The following is a 21,015-nucleotide window of genomic DNA, read 5'->3' as shown; positions in this document are numbered from 1 at the left end:
ATTAAGATGTATTTAGAATTTACCAAAATGCATGGTCTGGGCAATGATTTTATGGTTGTTGACCTGATCACGCAGCGCGCTTATTTAGATGCGGTTACTATTCAGCGTTTGGCAGATCGTCATTTTGGCGTGGGTTTTGATCAACTGCTGATTGTTGAGCCACCTGATTTTCCAGATGTTGATTTTAAATATCGAATTTTTAATGCTGATGGTTCAGAGGTGGAACAGTGTGGTAATGGGGTACGTTGCTTCGCCCGTTTTGTGCATGAGCGTCAATTGACCACCAAAACCAAAATTCGTGTGCAGACCAAGGCTGGGATTGTTGAGCCAGAGTTAGGTGCAAATGGTTGGGTTCGGGTCAATATGGGACCGCCAAAATTTCTTCCTGAAGAAATCCCATTTATTACTCAGGAACATGAAGATGCTGAGGGCTTATATCAACTGGAACTTGCAGATAATAAAAGCATCAATATTGATGTGGTGAATATGGGCAACCCACATGCGGTGACTATTGTACCTGATGTATTAACTGCTGATGTTGAGCGTATCGGCCCACAAGTAGAATCACACGCACGTTTTCCTGCACGTGTAAATGCGGGTTTTATGCAAATCATTGATGAAAAGCATATCCGTTTGCGTGTATATGAACGTGGTGTGGGTGAGACCTTGGCCTGTGGTACAGGGGCTTGCGCGGCTGCGGTCAGTGGTATGCGCCGTGGCTTGCTTGCCAATGAGGTTGAGGTTCAGCTTGCAGGCGGTAAGCTACATATTGCCTGGCGTGAGGGTGATGTGGTCTGGATGACAGGTCCAACCACGCATGTCTATGATGCGCGTCTGGATTTAAGATATTTTCAAGGCTAAAATTATGATAACTAAACACCCTGAGTTGCAGGGTGTTTATTTTTTAAAATAAAATTATAATTTCAAAGGATAACAATGAATAACTTGGTTTTCTTTCCAGGCGCATCAGGTAATACCCAATTCTGGAATCCTTTGATCGCACAATTGCCTAAGAGCTATACCAAACAGGTCATTGCCTATCCAGGTTTTCATGGTGTGGTTGCACATCCAGATATAAATAGTTTTGATGATTTAACCGATTATGTGGTTGCACAGATTCAACAACCCTCGATTTTAATTGCTCAATCAATGGGTGGTATTTTTGCCATCGCAGCCACATTAAAAAAAACGGATTTGGTCAAAGGCTTGGTTCTGATGGCAACTTCGGGAGGTATCAATTTAGACCTGTTTCAAGTTCAGGATTGGCGACAGGCGTATCAGCAAGAATATTTGCAATATCCTGATTGGTTTATCACAGCAAAGGTAGACTATGAAGCCGAATTGGCAGATATTCAACAACAGGTTTTATTATTGTGGGGAGATCAGGACCTGATTAGCCCTGTTGCTGTGGGACAACATTTACAACATATCTTTAAGAAATCTGAACTTTATGTGATTCAATACGGAGAACATGATTTTGCTGAACAGTATGCAGATGAAGTTGCTATTTATATCAATGCTTTTATAAAGCAATTTTAGGGAGCTGAATGTGCAGACAGCTTTACAACTACTTTCCATGTGGTTAAAAGAGCGGACAATTCAAAATCAGTCTGAACATACCATCACGGCCTATCAACGTGATCTTACTGATTTTTTTAAATTTTGTGAAAATAAACAATTACAACTACATGATGTTGAAGCTTCGGACTTGCGAGAATATTTAGCCGAGCGTGTTGAATGCGACCAACTCAGTTCCAGTAGCCTGCAACGTCACCTGACCTCCATTCGCCAATTTATGAAATGGGCTGAGCAAGGACAATATTTACAGCAGAATCCCTCAGAAGATTTTAAGTTAAAACGTCAACCCCGTCCCTTGCCAGGCATGATTGATATTGAAACCATCAATCAGATTCTGGATCAGCCTGCACCTGAAAAACCAATTGAGCAGCAATTATGGTTAAGGGATAGGGCGATGCTTGAGCTGTTATATTCGAGTGGTCTACGTTTAGCCGAGTTACAGGGTTTAACTGTCAAGGATATTGATTTTAATCGACAATTATTACGCATTACAGGTAAGGGCAATAAAACCCGAATTGTGCCTTTTGGAACCAAAGCTAAACAAAGTCTGGTTGAGTGGTTAAAAATCTATCGGATATGGCAGGGTGGTTTTGTAGCAGATTCAGCCGTGTTTATTTCACAGAAAGGTAACGCGCTGACCCCAAGACAGATTGAAAATCGGGTCAAATTACAGGCCCAACGGGCAGGAATCAGTGTCGATTTGCATCCACATTTATTACGACATTGTTTTGCCAGTCATCTGCTTTCTGCCAGTGGCGATCTACGTGCAATTCAGGAAATGTTGGGTCATAGTAACTTATCCACCACCCAAATCTATACCCATCTCGACTTTGAGCAATTGATGAATGTATATGACAAAAGCCATCCTCGGGCACAAAAAAGCTGAATCCTGATATATTATGTTGCAAAATTGGACGTTAAATAGGCAACTCATTTTACAGAGCACACTTAAACAATGTTCTTACTTTATTGCCCATTTTTTGCAAAAAGTGCTGAGTATTTGGATTTGCCCGAAATGATCAGTTACAGAACATCTGCTTTTTGTCTGCAAGATCTATTTTAGCTTGTTGAATTTTATAAAAATATTAATAAAATCAAAATGTAATATTGATAAGAGCGGATAGCTCAATTGAGTTGATTTCTCAGTGCTCTAAATTAGTGAACTGAGCATTTCATCTTTTTTACAGCCACATGGGAAATTGTGACTTGACCGAAATGCCAAATACATTGCAAGATAGAGCACCTAAAAAGTTTCGATCGAAGAGTTAGAATGCTCTTCACTACATTTACTTGCTTAGAACAGCCGAGGATTACATGAAGGCTCTTGTCGCTGTAAAACGTGTGGTTGATGCCAACGTTAAAGTTCGTGTTAAGCCGGACAATAGTGGGGTTGACCTTACCAACGTTAAGATGTCAATCAACCCATTCTGTGAAATCGCAGTGGAAGAAGCGGTTCGCTTAAAAGAAAAAGGAACGATTTCAGAAATCGTTGTTGTTTCAGTGGGTTCTAAAGACGCGCAAGAACAAATCCGTTCTGCAATGGCTTTAGGTGCTGACCGTGGTATTTTAGTTGAAACTGCTGACGAAGTTGGCGCTTTAGAAGTTGCTAAAATTCTAAAAGGCGTTGTTGATGCTGAAAAACCAGAACTTATTCTTCTTGGTAAACAAGCAATTGATGATGACTCTAACCAGGTAGGTCAAATGCTTGGCGCTTTACTTGGTGCTGGTCAAGGTACTTTTGCATCTGAAGTTAAAGTTGACGGTGGTAAAGTACAAGTTACTCGTGAAATCGACGGCGGTTTACAAACTGTTGAGCTTGCACTTCCTGCAATCATCACAACTGACTTACGTCTGAATGAGCCACGTTATGCTGCTCTTCCAAACATTATGAAAGCGCGTAAAAAACCGCTTGATATTAAGTCTCCTGCTGATTATGGCGTTGCAACTGGTACTAAACTTAAAACAATTAAAGTTGAAGCACCTGCTGAACGTAAAGCTGGCGTACAAGTGAAGTCTGTAGACGAGCTTGTAGAAAAATTGAAAAACGAAGCGAAAGTGATCTAATACAGAAGGATACAATCATGAGTATTTTAGTTATCGCTGATCACAACAACCAGACACTTAACGGTGCAACTTTAAACGTTGTTGCGGCAGCTCAAAAAATCGGTGGTGATATTACTGTATTAGTTGCTGGTTCTGGCGCTCAAGCAGTTGCTGATGCTGCTGCTAAAATTGCTGGTGTGAGCAAAGTATTACTTGCTGACAATGCTGCTTATGCGAACCAATTGGCTGAAAACGTTGCTAGCTTGGTTGCTGACATCGCAAAAGGCGGTTACAAATACGTATTAGCTGCTTCTACAACAACTGGTAAGAACATTCTTCCACGTGTTGCTGCACTTCTTGACGTAAGCATGATTTCAGACATCATTGCTGTTGAATCTGCAAATACTTTCAAGCGTCCTATCTATGCTGGTAACGCGATTGCAACTGTTCAATCAGATGAAGCGATTATCGTAGGTACAGTTCGTGGTACAGCATTTGATGCTGTAGCTGCTGAAGGCGGTTCTGCTGTAGTCGAAGCTGTTGCTGAGGTGAAAGATGCTGGTATTTCTAAGTTTGTAAGTGAAGAAATCGTGAAACTTGATCGCCCAGAATTAACTGCTGCGCGTATCGTTGTTTCTGGTGGTCGTGGTGTAGGTTCTGGTGAAAACTACCATAAAGTACTTGACCCATTAGCTGATAAGCTTGGTGCTGCTCAAGGTGCTTCACGTGCTGCTGTAGATGCTGGCTTTGTACCAAACGACTTCCAAGTAGGTCAAACAGGTAAAATTGTTGCACCTGACTTGTATATTGCTGTTGGTATCTCTGGTGCGATTCAGCACTTGGCAGGTATGAAAGATTCTAAAGTTATTGTTGCAATCAACAAAGACGAAGAAGCACCAATCAACAGCGTTGCTGACTACTGGTTAGTGGGCGACTTGAACACTGTTGTACCTGAATTGGTATCTAAACTTTAATTCGCTCTGAATAAAGTTGAAGAACGCCCCGAAAGGGGTGTTTTTTTATGTTAAAAATAAGAATAAATAAATGAGAGCATTACCGATGAATTATACTTTTAAGACCTATTTTCTGATGCTGGCTCATTATAATCAGTGGGCAAATCAAAAGTTATTTTCTACGCTCATCGGCTTAACAGAGGAGCAATTAAATCAAGATTGTAAAGTTTATTTTAAATCCCTTATGCAAACGGCAAATCATGTGTTGGTAGGAGATATACTTTGGTTTGAGCGTATCAAAGGTGTTGTTGCATCAACATATACTTTGGATGAAATTCTTTATAATCAACTCGCCCAATTAGAGAATGCTCGAATTGAACATGATCAAAGTCTGATAAATTTTATTCATGAACATGATGAAGTTTCATTCCATCAAACCATTGCTTATGTCCGTCGAGGTCAAATTTATACTGAGCCTTTGATTGAGATATTGGCACACCTATTTAACCATCAAACGCATCATCGAGGTCAAATGCACAGCATGATCTTTGAGCTAACAGCAAAGTCCTTGGAGCTAGACTTAATTTTCTTTCAAAGAGAATATGCCTATTTATACCGCTGATTTTAAAAAACTGGATTGAAGATTTTATTAAAAATGCCTTTATTTTGATTAAAAAGTAACCTTTTATTCTGTTCACTGAAAAATGGAAAACTAGATTTTTAACTTATTAATTCTAATAAATTTTTTATTGTAAAAAAATGCTATTTTCAGATTAGCAAACTCCCAGTTAACCTGTCATTTATGCTATAATTTTTCGCTATATTTTTTAATTTTAGTTCAAGTTTTTGGATTAAATTTTTGCAAGATTGAAGACATAAAAACAGGTGGAACCATCGACCTGTAAACAAGGAGTATGCATGAGCGTATCGGAAATCAGACCGATTGCCATTGAGGACGAACTCAAGCATTCATATCTAGATTACGCCATGAGCGTAATTGTATCTCGTGCATTGCCAGATGTGAGAGACGGTCTAAAACCTGTTCACCGTCGTGTATTGTTTGCGATGCACGAATTGGGCAATGATTATAACAAAGCATACAAAAAGTCTGCTCGTGTTGTCGGGGACGTGATTGGTAAATATCACCCTCATGGTGACAGTGCGGTATATGAAACCATTGTTCGTATGGCGCAGAATTTTAGCTTGCGTTACATGTTGGTTGATGGTCAAGGTAACTTCGGTTCTGTCGATGGGGATAGCGCAGCAGCAATGCGTTATACCGAAGTTCGTATGCAAAAGTTGACCCATGAAATCTTAGCAGACTTAGAAAAAGATACTGTTGATTGGGAAGATAACTACGACGGTTCTGAGCGTATTCCTCAAGTGATGCCGACACGTATTCCAAATCTTTTGATTAATGGTGCGACGGGTATTGCAGTCGGTATGGCGACCAATATGGCGCCACACAATATGACTGAAGTGGTCAATGCTTGTTTAGCCTATGCCAATAACCCAAATATCTCTATTGAAGGTTTGATGGAGCATATTACGGGGCCAGATTTCCCTACGGGCGGTATTATTTACGGTAAATCAGGCATTGTTGATGCCTATCGGACTGGTAAAGGCCGTTTGCATATTCGTGGTAAATATCACTTTGAGGAAGACCCAAAAACAGGCCGTACCACCATCGTCTTTACTGAGATTCCTTACCAAGTTAACAAAGCAAAAACCATTGAGCGTATTGCCGAGTTAGTCAAAGAAAAGAAACTTGAAGGTATTTCCGAACTGCGTGATGAGTCTGATAAAGAAGGCATGCGTATCGCGATCGACCTGAAGCGTGGCGAAAATGCAGAAGTTGCAGTGAATAATTTATTCCTGCATACACAACTTCAAAACTCGTTCAGCATTAACATGGTCTGTCTGGATAATGGTCAGCCTAAGTTGATGAACCTGAAAGACATCATTGCGGCGTTTATCCGTCACCGTCAGGAAGTGGTGACCCGCCGTACCATGTTCGAATTGCGTAAAGCACGCGAGCGTGGACATATCTTGGAAGGCTTAACCGTTGCCTTGGCCAATATTGATGCCATCATTGAAACCATTAAAACCTCTGCAAACCCAGCCGAAGCGCGTGAACGTTTACAGGTAGGTGAGTGGGCTGGCGGTGGCGTGGTGGCATTGCTGGAAAAAGCAGGTGCGATCTCTGTTCGTCCAGATGAAATTGAAGGCGAAGACCCAACTCGCCCATTTGGTTTGTCAGGTGAGATTTATCGCTTGTCACCTACGCAAGTGGCGGCAATTTTAGAATTACGTTTACACCGTTTAACAGGTTTAGAACAAGACAAGTTACATGCAGAATATTCTGAAATCTTAGGTCAAATCGCTGAATTAACAGCAATTCTCAATGATTTTAATTTATTGATGAATGTGATTCGTGAAGAACTTGCTTTAATCTTGCAACAATATGGTGATGGGCGTCGTACTGAAATTGTTGAATCAGGTGTTGATTTCTGCCGTGAAGATTTGATCCCAGAAGAACAAGTGGTATTGACTGTTTCTCAAACAGGTTATGCGAAAACTCAACCACTTTCTGACTATCAAGCGCAACGTCGTGGTGGTCGTGGCAAGTCTGCAACATCGATGAAAGATGATGATATTATTCAACATTTAATTGTGGCATCAAACCATGCAACAGTTCTATGTTTTACCAATGTTGGTAAAGTCTATCGTTTAAGAGTGTTTGAGGTTCCGCAAGCTTCACGTGGTGCAAAAGGTCGTCCAATTATTAATTTGCTTCCATTGGATGCAAATGAAACCGTGACTGCAATCTTACCGTTGACTGAATTCCCTGAAAATCACTATGTATTCATGGCAACAGCATCAGGTACGGTTAAACGTGTTGAATTAGCACAATTTAGTAATGTTCGTTCTAACGGTTTACGTGCGATTGAGTTGAACGAAGAAGATACTTTAATTGGTGTTGCAATTACCGATGGTAATCAGCAGATCATGTTGTTCTCGAACGAAGGGAAAGCAATTCGTTTTGCTGAAACAGATGTTCGTGCGATGGGACGTACTGCCAAAGGTGTGCGTGGTATGCGTGTCAGCTTTGCCAGCAATACCATTGAAGCTGAAGATGCTGACGTTGAAAATGATGATAGCGATGACAATGATGATTCGTCTGATTCAAATGTATTGAGCCGTATCGTATCTCTCGTTGTGGTACCTGAAACAGGTGAGGTGCTGTGTGCGAGTGCCAACGGTTATGGTAAACGTACTCCAGTGAATGACTTCCCGACCAAGAAGCGTGGTGGTAAGGGGGTAATTGCGATTAAGACCTCTGAACGTAATGGTGAGCTTGTCGGTGCGGTATCAATTGATGAAAGCAAAGAGCTTATGTTGATTTCTGATGGTGGTACCTTAGTCCGTACTCGTGCTGCCGAGGTTGCGATGACTGGTCGTAATGCACAAGGTGTCCGTTTAATTCGTCTCAGCGATGCAGAAACATTGGTTGGTGTTGTTTCAATTGATGCTGTAGAAGTAGAAGATGAGGACGAATTAGAGCTGATCGAAGGTGTAGAAAATCCAGAGGTGCAAACAGCAACTTCAGAGGAAGCTGCCGTAGAACCAAAAGATGATACGCCTGAAGCGTAAATCTATTCATCCTAAAAAAGGAAGCTATTTAGCTTCCTTTTTTATTGGCTTTATGATGACTAAACGATAATAGGATAGTGCTAATAAGACTGCGCCAACTGTGCTGAGGTAAATAAGTTTAGGTACAACGATAGAGGTGGGTACACCCATTTGATTGAGTTGAACAAACATTTGGACACCGTGTGTAGATGGTAAAGTCCATGCAAACCACTGCATCCATTCGGGCATAGCTGCGTGTGGCCATGCAGCGCCAGTCAATAAGAATAAGGGAACTGAAGTAACGACAACCAAATGTCCAACGCGTTCAGGCATATCCACCAGCGAACCAAGTAACATACCAAGACCGATAACACAACTTACATAAATAGGGACTGCGAGGAGCATGCCCCAAAAATTTCCTCCATGTGGATATTCATATAGCCAAAATGTGAAACCATATAAATAAAGGCTGCCTAAACCACTAATTGTAAGGATGGTTGCAAATATTGCCCAAAACTCCACGGGTTCAGCAGACCAGCCTTGCTCGCGATAACTCGCAATGAGCATGGCTAAACCAAGCAAAATAGTTTGATGAATGATTAGACTGGCAACAGCAGGGAAAATATAACTGCCATAACCTGATAAAGTATTAAATAACGGAATATCGTGGATTGGCAGCTCAATTTCAAATTGGGAGGCTTCGCCAAACTTTTCCAAATGCTCTTTCAGTGTATATTCGATCGAGGTCGCAAGACCTGTAGCAGCTTCTTTAGTTTGTAAAAAATATGCTGTACTGAGATAAAGCCCAATCCCTCCCATTTCCCCGCGTCTGAGGCTTTGACTCAGGTTTTCTGGAAGTAATAAGATCGCTTCAGCTTTTTGGTTTTTCACCATTTGTTCTGCTTCAAGGAAGTTCCCTGTGACAGCCTGTATCTGGATATGGGGGCTACTAGCAGTTTGACTAATAATTTTAGAGCTTAAAACACTTTGTTCTTCATCAACAATCACGATCGGAATATTTTCTGCAACTTGCGCTTTATAGGCAGTTGGATAGAAAAAGCTATACATGAGGATAGAGGCAATCAGTGTGGTAAACACTGAGTTATTTTTCACAATATTTTTGAAAGTTTGTTTGTAATAAAAGAAAAATGATTTCATGAGTGAATCTCCTGAACATTTTTCTTCAATAAACGAAGACTTAATAAGCTAAATATCACTGCAAAAACGAGCAGAATAATGAAAGGTATAACTGAAATAATGACATCGCTTCCAATCACCCATTGCTCAGTTTGTAATTTTGCGTAAGGGGTAAATGGAATAATCATTGACCATAATTGTGTAAATGCAGGAGCATTATTTAAGGGGAGTGTGACACCTGCGAAACTCATGGATGAACCACCATATAGTGCGATAAAACCAAAACTTTTAGGCAGGTCTTTGGTAGCTAAGATAACGCTACTGCTGATCATGGCATAGGCAAAATAAAACACAAACTGAGCGATCAAAAGAAAGCTAAGTGAGCCTGCGATAAAATAACCTTTGACTTGGGTGAGCCAGAACATCCAGCACCATGTCCAGAAACAAAAAATCAGCACATAAAGCAAAATTTTTCCAAAAAATCGAGAAACAATCTGTGTTGAACCTAGCCATTCTGCAAAGGTATGACGCTTAAATTCTTGCCCGATTGCGAATGCAATACAACAACACAGCAATAAATGGAGTACTGCAGGAACAATGAACGGTCCTAAAAATAGCTCATAACTCATGCTGGGGTTATATAGCATCGAGACTTTGACATGTGGCGTAGGGAATTCAGCATAAGGGATTTTATTTGCTAAATAACTGTTACCTAAATAGTCGCCAATGGCATTGAGGGTGCTACTTTGCATTGCTGAAGCAATGGTATTGCCAATAGTAAAAAAAGATTGGTTATACGCCATACTAATTTGAGCATTTTTTGCCTGAACAAGTCGTTGCTCCGCACCTTCAGGAATGAAAACAAAACCCCAAACCTGAGTACTATTAATCATACGTTCAACTTCGTCTTGACTTGAACTGATAGTCTTTACACTTAGACTTGGGTTAATACTGAGGTTATGAATGATTTGTCGGCTTAATTGGCTTTGATCTTGGTCAACAATGGCAATCGGTAAGTGCTCAGCTTTTCCAGCCGAAAGCATGCTGGTAAAAAAGATGATGATCAATAAAGGCATAATGATTGCCATAAATGCATCTACTTTATGGCATTTTAAATAACGCAACTCTCGAAGCATTGCAGCAAACATTGGTTATTTTGCCTCTTTAATTTTAAAAAGTACGCTCATTCCAACTTTAAGATCTGGAATAGATTGCTCAGGTACTAAGTGGAATTTAAAGCTGCGAATATCATAACCACCCGTTTGACGTGTGGTTTTAATGGTTGCAAAGTCTCCTTCAACATCAATGTTCTTCACTTTAAATGTGACTTTTTGATTCAGCGCAGGTACGAAACCATCTAAAGTTTTGTTTTGATATACACTTTCATACATATCTTCACGGACATTTAAACTGACCCACATCTCATGGTCTTCAATAATACTGACGACAGGCACACCAGTTGCGACTAACTCTGTTGGTTTGCCATAGGTTTTCGATACAGTACCGTCGACCGGTGAATAGAGCTTGGTTTCTTCTGTCAATGCATTTGCTTCTTTGACAGCAGCTTGTGCCATGGCGACTTTTGCATCGGCAGTTGATTTCTGTTGTTCGGTGCTACCACGTTTAGCGCGTGCATATTGTTGATATGACGCCTCAGCAGTTTCACGGGCAGAGGTTTGTGCCGCAAGCATCTCATCACGACGTTGACGAGAAATCACACCTTGTTGATAGAGGTTTTCACCTCGTTTATAGGTTGTTGCTGCAAGTTCTGCTTGCGTTTTTAAAGCTTGCCAGTTGTGATACAGAGTTTCAATAATTTCTTGTTGAGAACCACGATAAACGGTTGACTGGAATGCCATTGCACTTTGCAAGGCGGCTTGGGCTTGTTCTTTTTTGGCTTCAAGTTCGGGACTCACAAAGCGAATAAGCGCTTGCCCTTTTTTTACGGCTTGTCCTTCAGTTACATAAAATTCTTCGATACGACTAGCTACTTTGGTGCTGATGTTTATTGTTTCAGCTTCAACTCGTCCTTGTAATTCAACTGCTTGGGGTTGATATGCTTTCCATAAACCATATGCAATTAAGCCAAGCAAAATAAATACAATAATTAGACCAATAATTTTAGCTTTACCTTTCTGGGGTGGTTGCGCTGGTGGTTCCTGAGTATTTGATGGTGTAGCAGTCTTGTTAGTGTCAATTTGTTCTGTTGAAGATGCTTGCTCATTTACGACGTTAGTCGTTTGCGTTTCATCCGCTTTTGCCACGTTATCTGTATCGCGTTTTGAATTGGATGATGATTGATTTTGGCTCATAAATGTCTCCAATTAACGGATAAAATCAGTACGTGGTTGATTAACATAGAGCTTGAACTCGTCAATCGAGCCATAGCTTTGTAATAGGGTTGCTAAAGATAAAATATATTTATATGCATTGATTGCCATTTCACTTCTCAATGCATTCAATGCATTTTGTGCATCGATGACTTGAGTTGCAGTTCCCATACCTTCCTTAAAGGAAAGTTGTTGAATACGTAGATTCTCTTGTGCTGCTTTGGTGTTTTGTGTCAATAGTTGGTGGCTGGTTTGCGAAGCATTCAATTCGCTATAGGATTTGTACAGCACATTTTCAATTTCTTGCTTGGTACGTTCTGTCATGAGTTCTGCCGCATAACGTTTTAGTTCTGCTGCATGTACGTTTTTATTTTTATCGACACCAGAGAATAAATTGTATTTTGCCATAACGCCAATGATCCAATTTTCTTTCTCATCTAAACCATATTCACCAAAAGCAAAGACACTTGGCTTTTTAGCTGCTTGCTGAATTCGGACATTTTCATTGGCTAGCTGTGTGTCCATTTGCAGTTTTTTGATGAGGCTTGAATTTTGGTCGTAGTTTGCAAGTAGCTTATCTAATGAATGATTTTGATCTGTATTTACGAATAGGGGAGTGCTGAGATTTAATGGCGCTTTAGTTTGCAATAAATTTTGTAAACTAAACTGACTCGCTTGTAGATTCGATTGTGCATTTTGATAGGTACGTTGCGCATTATTACGAGCAACTTCAAATTGCATGCGTTGTCCTTTATTTATAAAACCCTGCTTTTCTAACTTTAATGCATTGTCATAATGTTGTTGCATTGCATTTAGATTAAATAAACTGGTGCTTAATAATTGTTGCTGCAATTGCACATTAAAATAGGCCTGAATCATTTCAAAACGCTGAGAATCTTGTTGCTGTTTCTCACTGATGTCAGAACGCTTGGATTGAATACTGGCAATTTGTTTGGCGCTACTAATTTTTCCGCCTGTATAAAGTGGCATGACCATAGAAACAGATGTTCTAACATCATGATCTTTAATGGTGACATCTAAATTATTGGGTACTTTGTTTAATCCATCACTGACGGTTTGATCAAAGCCTTGGCTGACTTGATCGATGACTTCTGGTGGGAACACATTTTCCCATTGAGATAATTTGTCATCAAAACCGCGTGTGAGAGAATTTTCTAATCGACGCTTACTCGACTCTAAAGGAACACTCGTTTCACTATGAAAAGAATAAGCTCGCGCATTTAAATCAATGCGTGGAAGTCCTAAATGTTTGACTGCCTCCATCTCTAAGCGTGATGCTTGTTGAAGTGCTTGTTGAGCTTGAGTTGAATAAGCATTTTCAACGACAAATTTCTCTGCTTCACTATAGCTGAGTGTCTGAGCAAGTGTAGATGTAGAAAATAAGGCATAACTGATTAAACTAATACAGAGGCTTAGCTGTTTTGGAAACCGTTTGACCTTAAAACTCGGTCGATTATGTCGTTTCAACATTATGGTATGTCGCACTTTAATAATATCCTGAGTGAGTCTAAATTATTTTTATAAAATTAAAATAATATTTTTTAATTAAATATAGGACTTACGCACTATTATTTATAGATTCTCTGTGATAGCAGATGATTTTTATCGAGAATAAAGTCATCAATGAAGTTTTTGATAACTGGTCTAAATAATTTCTTCTGCCAACGATATACATTTTCAAAGATCCCCTCAAACTGGTTCTTTTGTATCTCAACGTAGGCCATCAAGGCTGAAAAAATATGATTCAAAATCAGTTTAGATCGTCTTACTTGAAACTTTTCAATATGACAAACCTGTTTAATCACTCGGTGATATTGTTCTATTTTCCAATGACTTGAATGTAATTCATGAAAACCCTCAAAGGACAATAAATCATCTTCATCTTGATGCACAATATAAAACCTCTGCTGTTCTTTTAACTGAGTCTTAAATAATTGTACAAAGCCAAAATCTTTGAGCCAGACCACTTGACCCTGATGGAAATCTGGCAATAAACGCAGTTGAAACCATTGTCCTTTTTCTGGGGAAACCTTACGGTTACAGTCGATACCAAACATAAATCGAATACCATGTTTTCTTATGGTTTTTAGATTTGCAGTCGATGAATACCAACTATCACCTGTAATAAATTGAATCTTTGCACCCCAACTAAGTACTTCACTTAACATATCCATAAAGTAATCATTCTTGGTTTTACCCTCAGATTTGTCATAAATTCGGAAATTAATTGGAATATTTTGACCATTCTGATCTGTCGCATACAAGGTAATGAGATTAATACCCTTGACGGATCGGTGGTGTTTGCCTGACCAAAAATAGCTAACTAAGTCCATATGTTGACTATATGGTTTATCTAAAACAGTATCATCAATACTGACTATAAGTTTATTATTATCAATATGTTGAATTGCTTCTTGATATAGGTCGTGAGGTGTGTAGTCTTCACGCTCTAGAAAGCGATTTACACTATCATGCGAGATATTATAAGTCTCGGCAAGTTGTGTGCAGCTAATAGAGTTCGGTTCTGTCATGAGAAAGCCCATATAAATGGGTAATGTACAAGTTGCTGTAGAAGCATGTTTAGTTCGTCTGATCACAGATACTTTATAAACTATTTTAATACTTTTTTGAATCCGTCAATGCGTAAGTCCTAAAATAGTTATATCGCTCTGATTGGTGTATTCAATTTGTAAAAAATAGAGTTTTTAGTCTAAATATATTTCCCGAAAATTAGATAATTTGCTCATAAATAAATAGAAACGGTTGTTGTTAAAATCAGTCAAATACCCAAAGATGATTGAAATATTTATTGGATAAGCTGCTGCAAGCTACGTCAATCTGTGCTTAAATTCCTATCTCAATTTGTTTCACTTTGACAAGGGAAAATTCATGCGTGCTTATAATTTCTGCGCTGGTCCTGCTGCATTACCTACTGCCGTTTTAGAAAAAGCTCAACAAGAAATGTTGGATTGGCAGGGTAAGGGGCTGTCGATCATGGAAATGAGTCATCGTAGCAATGATTATGTTGCTGTTGCGGAAAAGGCGGAAGCTGATTTACGCAAACTCATGAATATTCCTGAGAATTATAAAGTGCTGTTCTTACAAGGTGGCGCATCTCTCCAATTCTCGGCGATTCCGCTCAACTTGTTGGGTAAGAATAACAAAGCTGATTATATCCATACTGGAATTTGGTCTGAGAAGGCATTAAAAGAAGCCAAGCGCTACGGCGATGTAAATGTTGTAGATGCGGCCACTTTGATTGATGGCAAACATGCAATCACAGAACAAAGTACTTGGAATCTTTCAAATGATGCAGCGTATGTGCATTATGCTGATAATGAAACCATTGGTGGTTTGCAGTTCGCAGATGTTCCAAATGTAACCGCGCCGTTGGTTTGTGATTATTCTTCTAGTATTTTGTCTGCACCTGTAGATGTAAATAAATTTGGACTCATTTATGCGGGCGCACAAAAGAATATTGGTCCTGCGGGATTAACCATTGTCATTATTCGTGATGATTTGCTGGATCAGGCAAAACCTGAAATTCCAAGCATCCTAAAATATGGCGACCAAGCCAAGAATGGTTCAATGGTGAATACACCAGCAACTTATGCTTGGTATTTGGCTGGTTTGGTTTTTGAATGGTTGCTAGACCAGGGTGGGGTAGATGCGATTCATAAAGTGAATCAAGAAAAAGCAAAACTACTTTACGGTTATATTGATGCTAGCGATTTCTATAACAACCCGATTGCAGTAGCAAATCGTTCAATGATGAATGTTCCTTTCACTTTGGCAGATGAGGCACTGGAAAAAACCTTCTTGAAAGAAGCTGAAGAAAATCATCTGCTTAATTTGGCAGGACATCGTTCAGTGGGTGGTATGCGTGCAAGTATCTATAATGCTGTGCCATTGGAAGGTGTACAAGCACTCGTGAGCTTTATGGATGAGTTTGCTAAACGTCATGGTTAAGTAATAAAACTTATTTAAAATAAAAGCCCTCAGAATTGAGGGCTTTTATTTTATGTTACGAATATGGTCAAAAATTAGAACAAGCCAACTTGATGAAAAATAAGTGCTGCTAAAAAAATACCAAGTAAAAAAAAGCAAAAAGCACCAACATCAAGTTTAAGACCTTGATCACTTGAATGAATAAGACTGGTGGTCGTTTGTTCTGGTATAATTTTCATTAGAAAGCCTAAAAATGCCACTTATGCGATTTTTTGTCACTTTAGTGCAGTTTTAGCATAAATATTCGCCTGAATCCAGATGTTGCCGCGAATATATTCACCAATGTTAAAGTTTTTATACAAAACATTTTTAGTGGCAATACGTATTAAAATTGCAGATAAATCATCTTCCAATACCAGTGTTACATCATACAGGGTATATTCATCCTGCATAAACTGCATGGTGGTTTTACCCACGATATTTCCCTGAAACCATGCTTCATCTTCCTGACCTAATGTCTCACCATATAGATAGGCGACCATTTTAGAAAAGTCGACAGTGACAGGTTCTTGATCTTCTGGGGTTTTGGGTTGCCACTCATTAATCAGTTCCTGTAGGTTATCGGGGGCAATGCCGTTATGTTCCGCCAGAATTGCATTTAATGCGCGGTGGTGCTTAATTGAGGCTGGATCATCAACAATGATTTTTTCATCTTTAGAAACGGTTTCCAATTCATATGCCCAGGCATTAAGTTGAACCTGATAACTCTGGTTTTTGTCATATTGACAGCGATTTACACTAAATAAACTATCAAAGGCATAAATAACCGTATTTTTATTTACGCTTAATCTTAATACCGCCTGAGTTGCGGAATCACAGGTAATTACTCGTTCAATTTTTGCATCGTATTTATATGGGCTTTCAAAACTTGGAAACGCAGTTTTTAATGCGCGTGGCTTTTGGTCCTCAACCGCAATAATCTGATTAATTGAGATCGCCTCACCGCTTGGCCCCTGAATCAGCCAGAATGACTGATCCATTTCCTGTTCATCTTCACATAGACCCATGGGCATCACAGGTGCATCCAGCGCCAGTCCTAACCATTGTGGTACATCTGTTTCGGGTGTTTCTGTCAATAGGTTCCAATGCTCGACATGATGACCGAAATTTTGATCTTGAATTTTAATGGTTTCTGGACTGTTCTGATTTTTCATAAAAATATAATACAAAGAGATTGAACTTATTCTATTAAATCGAGGGTCACAGCGTTTTTTCAAGTCTGGATATGTAATTCTATGGAATTTAATTCATTTTTAGATGAAAAAAATACCTGTCTCAACATTGGCAGTATTGTTCACTCCACTGTTATGGCAATCTGTTACACTATATTTTTTCCTTGTTGAGCCTATCCAACGTGCTGCCATTTAAATTGTGGGTGGATGCTGATGCGCTGCCTAAAATTTTGCGTGAGGTGATTTTACGTGCCTCTGATCGTTACCAACTGGAAGTGACTTTTGTAGCCAACCAAAATGTGGGGATTACCCCATCGGTGCGGATTAAATCAATTCAGGTGATGAGTGGGGCAGACCGAGCCGATCAGGAAATTGTAGAACGGATGCAGGAAAATGACATTGTTATTACGCAGGATATTCCGCTTGCCGCCCAGGTAATTGAAAAGGGGGGTATTGCCATTCATCCTCGTGGTGAGATTTATACTACTGCGAATGTTAAAGCCCGTCTGCATTTGCGCGATTTCATGGACACACTGCGTGGCGCAGGTGTGCAGACAGGCGGTCCACCGCCAATCTCGGAACGGGATAAACGTGAGTTTTCAAGCTCATTGGACCAGACCATTTTAAAGCAAAAACGGAAAACAGCTTCTTCTTGAGCCTGCCATTATGCCATCACGTATGAATCTCATGCTTAGCTATGCATTGCTGGTGTTTATCTGGGCAACCACACCGTTGGCAATTGTCTGGAGTGTGGCTGATTTGCATCCTATGTGGGCATTGGTGTTACGCTTTTTTATTGCCTTGCCTCTGGCTGCAACCATTTTAATGCTGTTAAGGATTCAGTTTCCCACGCATAAAATTGCATTATTCAGCTATATCGCAGGTTCATTAAGCCTGATTGGTTCACAGATCTTTACCTATGCCGCCACCGCCTATCTAAGCTCAGGTTTAATCGCACTGATGTTTGGGTTGGCACCGATTATGGCGGGACTTATAGGACGCTTTGCCTTCCAGCAAAAACTGGCAGGATTGCAGTGGCTGGGCATGGGTACATCAATTGCTGGGTTAGCCTTGATCTGTCTCAGCGGTAGCCAGAAGCATGTACAGCCGATAGGGATTGTCCTGATGCTGATCAGTGTATTTGCCTATTCACTCTCAATTTTTCTGGTGAAAAAGATTAATGCGGATGTGCAGCCTATGGCGCAGGCGACAGGTTCAATTCTCGTCTCAACTGTGTTGGCAGCTTTGCTTTTGCCGTGGATTTGGCAGTATGCACCCACTCATTTGCCCTCAGTCAAATCGCTATTGGCACTTGCTTATACTGTGGTTATGGCCTCACTGATTGCCATGTTCTGCTATTTTAAACTGGTGCAGAACCTAAAGGCGACCACACTGTCATTAACAACGGTGATGACGCCAATGCTGGCGATATTGATCGGGGCTTACCTGAACCATGAGCAATTGTCAGCTCAGGTATTTGTAGGTGCTGTGGTAATTTTGTTTGGCCTATTCCTTTATTTCTATAAAGATTTAGGCCTGTATCGCCGTTTAAAGATATAAGTTATATCTCACATTGTGACTAATTCGGCTCATCCTGTTGCGCCTGTTGAATACTGGCAGCCAGCTTGGCACGGTCCTGCGGATGCAGGGTGATGAAATAGGCACCTATACGAAATTCATGTGGTTCTTCTGTTTCATTGCAATAAGCCACTTGGGCAATTGCTGCAATATGAAAGAAATTTTCAGGATGGCTCAGAGTAATATGGATATAGGCATCTTGTGCAAGCGGCTGCGAGCTAAAAAAGCTTAGACCATGTTCAGAAACATTAACCTGCTCAGGTACAGGCAATAGCGACTGCACGATATTGTCATAAAAAGAGCCTGTAATCAGGTTCAGTTTTTGATTAAAAAGGGATAAGATACGGGCAATTTGTTGATCTTTTTCATTTAATTGTTCTAATTCGTAGCCAAGCGCATGATCAAATTGATCTAATTCAGCAAGTAGTAGAAAATAGCGAGGCAATACAAAATGAGAATCATAGGGATCATTCAAGGCAGCATCTATTGGAATGATTTGATAATTGATTCTTAACACGGCATCAATACGGGACATCGTGCGACGTTCAGTTTTGTCGTCAGCAACATGATGCAGTGTATTTTCCATAATAAATCACCTCGGACTAGATGGTATGTTTAAACCAATTTCGCTGTATATAGGGTTGAGATACACTCGTGCTCGGCGGAGTAATCATTTTATTTCTTTCATCGCTCTGGTTTCCATGATTGGTTTAACCTTGGGCGTTGCTGTCCTCATTACAGTGTTATCTGTCATGAATGGTTTTGACCGCGAATTAAAAAATCGTGTTCTGGGAATGGTTCCACAAGCCACTGTTTCTTCTACTCAAATTCTAACAGATTGGCCTGAGCTTGTAAAAAGAGTTGAACGCCATCCGCATGTCACTGGAGTCGCGCCATTTACCCAGTTACAGGGCATGTTGACTGCCCAGGGACAAGTGGCTGGCATTATGGTAACAGGGATTGAGCCTGAATATGAAAAAAAGGTTTCGATCATCCAAAACCACATGGTTTCTGGTGATTTAAATGCATTGAAAAAAGGTGAGTTCGGTATTGTCCTTGGTAAGGATATGACTGATGCACTGGGCTTGTGCCTAAATGACAACGTGACTTTGGTTCTGCCAGAGGCGACACCATCCCCAGCAGGTGTGGTGCCGCGTTTTAAACGTTTTAAGGTCGTGGGTATTTTTAGTGTGGGGGCAGAGGTGGATTCAATGGTCGGCTATATCGCCCTGAATGATGCCTCAACCTTGTTGCGTCTGCCAGATGGTGCGCAGGGCGTGCGCTTAAAACTGGATGATATTTTTGCTGCCCCTAGAGTGGCCAATGATATTGTGAACCAGTTGCCAAGCAACTTCTATGCATCCAACTGGACCTATACGCATGGCAATTTGTTCAATGCGATCCAGATGGAAAAGACTCTAGTCGGTTTATTATTGGTGCTGATTATTGTAGTGGCCGCATTTAACATCGTTTCATCGTTAGTCATGGTCGTGACTGATAAAAAATCTGACATTGCAATCCTGCGTACCCTGGGTGCCTCACCTTCCATGATTACCAAAATCTTTATGGTGCAGGGGACAGTGATTGGGGTTATTGGAACGATTGCAGGGACAATTTTAGGTGTGACCTTGGCCTTGACCATCAGTGATATTATTTCATGGTTCAATACTGCTTTAGGCTTGAACCTGTTTGATGCCTATTTTGTGCATTACCTACCATCCTATCTCAGATGGCAGGATGTGGTGGTGATTGTCACAGTTTCATTATTGTTAAGCTTCCTTGCCACTATTTACCCTGCATTGCGTGCAGCCAAAGTTCAACCAGCCGAGGCGTTGCGTTATGAGTAAGATTGTTTTAGAAGCCAAAGACATCTATAAACATTTTGATGATGGCAAAACTAAGGTTGAAGTGATCAAAGGCTTGTCACTGCAAGTGAACGCGGGTGAGTTCGTCTCTATTGTCGGTTCGAGTGGTTCAGGTAAAAGTACACTGCTGCATGTGTTAGGTGGCTTGGAACAACCCTCACAGGGACAGGTCTTTTTACAAGGACAACGTTTTGATAATCTAGGTGAAGCGGAGCGTGGCTATAAGCGTAATCAATATCTGGGTTTCGTTTATCAGTTCCATCATTTACTGCCTGAGTTTTCGGCGCTGGAAAATGTGGCAATGCCGTTAATGTTGCGTCGTGAAAGTAATTTCAAGGATGTTAAGAAACAGGCTGAATACTTGCTTGATCGTGTGGGCTTGTCACACCGCATGGACCATAAACCTGGTGAGCTTTCAGGAGGTGAACGCCAGCGTGTGGCTTTAGCTCGTGCCTTGGTGACCAAGCCTGCTGTAGTGCTTGCGGATGAACCAACAGGCAACCTTGACCGTAAAACAGCCTTGAGTATTTTTGAGTTACTGACTGACTTGAAAAAAGAGCTGAATATGGCAATGTTGATTGTGACGCATGATGAGCAGTTGGCACAGTCAGCCGATTCAATTCTGCATATGCAGGATGGTTTATGGATTAATCCAAAATAATTTATTTTGCTTAATCTCTTGTTAAAGCCCTGAAAA

General features: G+C 40.4%; 20 protein-coding genes. 12 read left to right on the top strand and 8 right to left on the bottom strand.

What is annotated here, in order from left to right:
• Positions 1–6 precede the first annotated feature (6 nt).
• The 7 genes from dapF (at position 7) to gyrA (ending at position 8,228) form a co-directional block, all read left to right on the top strand.
• Positions 7–861: a diaminopimelate epimerase gene (dapF, locus tag F972_RS09365; RefSeq protein ID WP_004676767.1), complete on the top strand. Its 855-nt coding sequence runs from the start codon at positions 7–9 to the stop codon at positions 859–861.
• 75 nt (positions 862–936) lie between these two features.
• Positions 937–1,539 carry an alpha/beta fold hydrolase gene (locus tag F972_RS09360; protein WP_004757616.1) on the top strand — a complete coding sequence of 201 codons (603 nt, stop codon included), beginning with the start codon at positions 937–939 and terminating at the stop codon, positions 1,537–1,539.
• Between the two features lie 37 nt (positions 1,540–1,576).
• Entirely contained in the window at positions 1,577–2,464 is an 888-nt protein-coding gene (xerA, locus tag F972_RS09355; RefSeq protein ID WP_171062533.1) for a site-specific tyrosine recombinase/integron integrase, read from the top strand.
• Positions 2,465–2,892: 428 nt separating this feature from the next.
• Entirely contained in the window at positions 2,893–3,642 is a 750-nt protein-coding gene (locus tag F972_RS09350) for an electron transfer flavoprotein subunit beta/FixA family protein (protein ID WP_004682710.1), read from the top strand.
• 17 nt (positions 3,643–3,659) lie between these two features.
• Complete coding sequence (locus tag F972_RS09345) at positions 3,660–4,595, top strand: electron transfer flavoprotein subunit alpha/FixB family protein (protein ID WP_004682709.1); 936 nt, start codon at positions 3,660–3,662, stop codon at positions 4,593–4,595.
• Positions 4,596–4,680: 85 nt separating this feature from the next.
• The gene (locus F972_RS09340) at positions 4,681–5,196 is read left to right on the top strand and encodes a DinB family protein (protein ID WP_004682708.1); all 516 of its coding nucleotides are present in this window, start codon (positions 4,681–4,683) and stop codon (positions 5,194–5,196) included.
• Between the two features lie 296 nt (positions 5,197–5,492).
• Entirely contained in the window at positions 5,493–8,228 is a 2,736-nt protein-coding gene (gyrA, locus tag F972_RS09335) for a DNA gyrase subunit A (protein ID WP_004757621.1), read from the top strand.
• Between the two features lie 24 nt (positions 8,229–8,252).
• On the opposite strand, the gene F972_RS09330 is transcribed toward gyrA, so the two are convergent.
• The 5 genes from F972_RS09330 to F972_RS09310 form a co-directional block, all read right to left on the bottom strand.
• A complete protein-coding gene (locus F972_RS09330; protein WP_004757623.1) occupies positions 8,253–9,365 on the bottom strand; it encodes an ABC transporter permease in 1,113 nt (370 codons plus the stop codon).
• The gene (locus tag F972_RS09325) at positions 9,362–10,492 is read right to left on the bottom strand and encodes an ABC transporter permease (protein ID WP_004757624.1); all 1,131 of its coding nucleotides are present in this window, start codon (positions 10,490–10,492) and stop codon (positions 9,362–9,364) included. Before F972_RS09325 ends, F972_RS09330 begins: the two co-directional genes overlap by 4 nt.
• 3 nt (positions 10,493–10,495) lie before the next feature.
• Positions 10,496–11,656 (bottom strand): HlyD family secretion protein, encoded by a 1,161-nt coding sequence (locus tag F972_RS09320; RefSeq protein ID WP_004769606.1) that lies wholly within the window; start codon positions 11,654–11,656, stop codon positions 10,496–10,498.
• Positions 11,657–11,668: 12 nt separating this feature from the next.
• Positions 11,669–13,165: a TolC family protein gene (locus F972_RS09315; RefSeq protein ID WP_034428158.1), complete on the bottom strand. Its 1,497-nt coding sequence runs from the start codon at positions 13,163–13,165 to the stop codon at positions 11,669–11,671.
• Positions 13,166–13,263: 98 nt separating this feature from the next.
• A complete protein-coding gene (locus F972_RS09310; RefSeq protein ID WP_081399043.1) occupies positions 13,264–14,292 on the bottom strand; it encodes an IS701 family transposase in 1,029 nt (342 codons plus the stop codon).
• Between the two features lie 292 nt (positions 14,293–14,584).
• On the opposite strand from F972_RS09310, the gene serC reads away from it, so the two are divergent.
• Positions 14,585–15,664 carry a 3-phosphoserine/phosphohydroxythreonine transaminase gene (serC, locus tag F972_RS09305; RefSeq protein WP_004769599.1) on the top strand — a complete coding sequence of 360 codons (1,080 nt, stop codon included), beginning with the start codon at positions 14,585–14,587 and terminating at the stop codon, positions 15,662–15,664.
• A gap of 74 nt (positions 15,665–15,738) precedes the next feature.
• On the opposite strand, the gene F972_RS16030 is transcribed toward serC, so the two are convergent.
• Entirely contained in the window at positions 15,739–15,882 is a 144-nt protein-coding gene (locus F972_RS16030) for a hypothetical protein (protein ID WP_004769597.1), read from the bottom strand.
• A 36-nt stretch (positions 15,883–15,918) separates the two neighbouring features.
• Positions 15,919–16,857 (bottom strand): hypothetical protein, encoded by a 939-nt coding sequence (locus tag F972_RS09300; RefSeq protein WP_004757633.1) that lies wholly within the window; start codon positions 16,855–16,857, stop codon positions 15,919–15,921.
• Positions 16,858–17,057: 200 nt separating this feature from the next.
• On the opposite strand from F972_RS09300, the gene F972_RS09295 reads away from it, so the two are divergent.
• Both F972_RS09295 and F972_RS09290 read left to right on the top strand, forming a co-directional pair.
• The gene (locus tag F972_RS09295; RefSeq protein ID WP_004676796.1) at positions 17,058–17,531 is read left to right on the top strand and encodes a YaiI/YqxD family protein; all 474 of its coding nucleotides are present in this window, start codon (positions 17,058–17,060) and stop codon (positions 17,529–17,531) included.
• A gap of 10 nt (positions 17,532–17,541) precedes the next feature.
• Complete coding sequence (locus tag F972_RS09290; RefSeq protein ID WP_004757634.1) at positions 17,542–18,435, top strand: DMT family transporter; 894 nt, start codon at positions 17,542–17,544, stop codon at positions 18,433–18,435.
• 19 nt (positions 18,436–18,454) lie between these two features.
• On the opposite strand, the gene F972_RS09285 is transcribed toward F972_RS09290, so the two are convergent.
• Positions 18,455–19,039 (bottom strand): PilZ domain-containing protein, encoded by a 585-nt coding sequence (locus F972_RS09285; RefSeq protein ID WP_004682700.1) that lies wholly within the window; start codon positions 19,037–19,039, stop codon positions 18,455–18,457.
• A gap of 25 nt (positions 19,040–19,064) precedes the next feature.
• Here F972_RS09285 and F972_RS09280 point away from each other — a divergent pair, with 25 nt between their 5' ends.
• Positions 19,065–20,300 carry a lipoprotein-releasing ABC transporter permease subunit gene (locus F972_RS09280; protein ID WP_004769594.1) on the top strand — a complete coding sequence of 412 codons (1,236 nt, stop codon included), beginning with the start codon at positions 19,065–19,067 and terminating at the stop codon, positions 20,298–20,300.
• Complete coding sequence (gene lolD / locus F972_RS09275; RefSeq protein WP_004757636.1) at positions 20,293–20,979, top strand: lipoprotein-releasing ABC transporter ATP-binding protein LolD; 687 nt, start codon at positions 20,293–20,295, stop codon at positions 20,977–20,979. Before F972_RS09280 ends, lolD begins: the two co-directional genes overlap by 8 nt.
• Positions 20,980–21,015: the final 36 nt, after the last annotated feature.

This window comes from Acinetobacter sp. CIP 102529, assembly GCF_000368325.1.
GTDB classification, from domain to species: domain Bacteria; phylum Pseudomonadota; class Gammaproteobacteria; order Pseudomonadales; family Moraxellaceae; genus Acinetobacter; species Acinetobacter parvus.
This window is presented reverse-complemented; position numbering and strand designations above follow the sequence as displayed.

What these genes read in the sequence shown, in the direction of transcription:
- F972_RS09315 (WP_034428158.1), bottom strand. Translation starts at nt 13,165, where the DNA reads ATGTTGAAACGACATAATCGACCGAGTTTTAAGGTCAAACGGTTTCCA.
- F972_RS09350 (WP_004682710.1), top strand. Translation starts at nt 2,893, where the DNA reads ATGAAGGCTCTTGTCGCTGTAAAACGTGTGGTTGATGCCAACGTTAAA.
- lolD (WP_004757636.1), top strand. Translation starts at nt 20,293, where the DNA reads ATGAGTAAGATTGTTTTAGAAGCCAAAGACATCTATAAACATTTTGAT.
- F972_RS09300 (WP_004757633.1), bottom strand. Translation starts at nt 16,857, where the DNA reads ATGAAAAATCAGAACAGTCCAGAAACCATTAAAATTCAAGATCAAAAT.
- F972_RS09285 (WP_004682700.1), bottom strand. Translation starts at nt 19,039, where the DNA reads ATGGAAAATACACTGCATCATGTTGCTGACGACAAAACTGAACGTCGC.
- F972_RS09290 (WP_004757634.1), top strand. Translation starts at nt 17,542, where the DNA reads ATGCCATCACGTATGAATCTCATGCTTAGCTATGCATTGCTGGTGTTT.
- F972_RS16030 (WP_004769597.1), bottom strand. Translation starts at nt 15,882, where the DNA reads ATGAAAATTATACCAGAACAAACGACCACCAGTCTTATTCATTCAAGT.
- gyrA (WP_004757621.1), top strand. Translation starts at nt 5,493, where the DNA reads ATGAGCGTATCGGAAATCAGACCGATTGCCATTGAGGACGAACTCAAG.
- xerA (WP_171062533.1), top strand. Translation starts at nt 1,577, where the DNA reads ATGTGGTTAAAAGAGCGGACAATTCAAAATCAGTCTGAACATACCATC.
- F972_RS09280 (WP_004769594.1), top strand. Translation starts at nt 19,065, where the DNA reads ATGTTTAAACCAATTTCGCTGTATATAGGGTTGAGATACACTCGTGCT.
- F972_RS09340 (WP_004682708.1), top strand. Translation starts at nt 4,681, where the DNA reads ATGAATTATACTTTTAAGACCTATTTTCTGATGCTGGCTCATTATAAT.
- F972_RS09325 (WP_004757624.1), bottom strand. Translation starts at nt 10,492, where the DNA reads ATGTTTGCTGCAATGCTTCGAGAGTTGCGTTATTTAAAATGCCATAAA.
- F972_RS09330 (WP_004757623.1), bottom strand. Translation starts at nt 9,365, where the DNA reads ATGAAATCATTTTTCTTTTATTACAAACAAACTTTCAAAAATATTGTG.
- serC (WP_004769599.1), top strand. Translation starts at nt 14,585, where the DNA reads ATGCGTGCTTATAATTTCTGCGCTGGTCCTGCTGCATTACCTACTGCC.
- F972_RS09360 (WP_004757616.1), top strand. Translation starts at nt 937, where the DNA reads ATGAATAACTTGGTTTTCTTTCCAGGCGCATCAGGTAATACCCAATTC.
- F972_RS09320 (WP_004769606.1), bottom strand. Translation starts at nt 11,656, where the DNA reads ATGAGCCAAAATCAATCATCATCCAATTCAAAACGCGATACAGATAAC.
- dapF (WP_004676767.1), top strand. Translation starts at nt 7, where the DNA reads ATGTATTTAGAATTTACCAAAATGCATGGTCTGGGCAATGATTTTATG.
- F972_RS09345 (WP_004682709.1), top strand. Translation starts at nt 3,660, where the DNA reads ATGAGTATTTTAGTTATCGCTGATCACAACAACCAGACACTTAACGGT.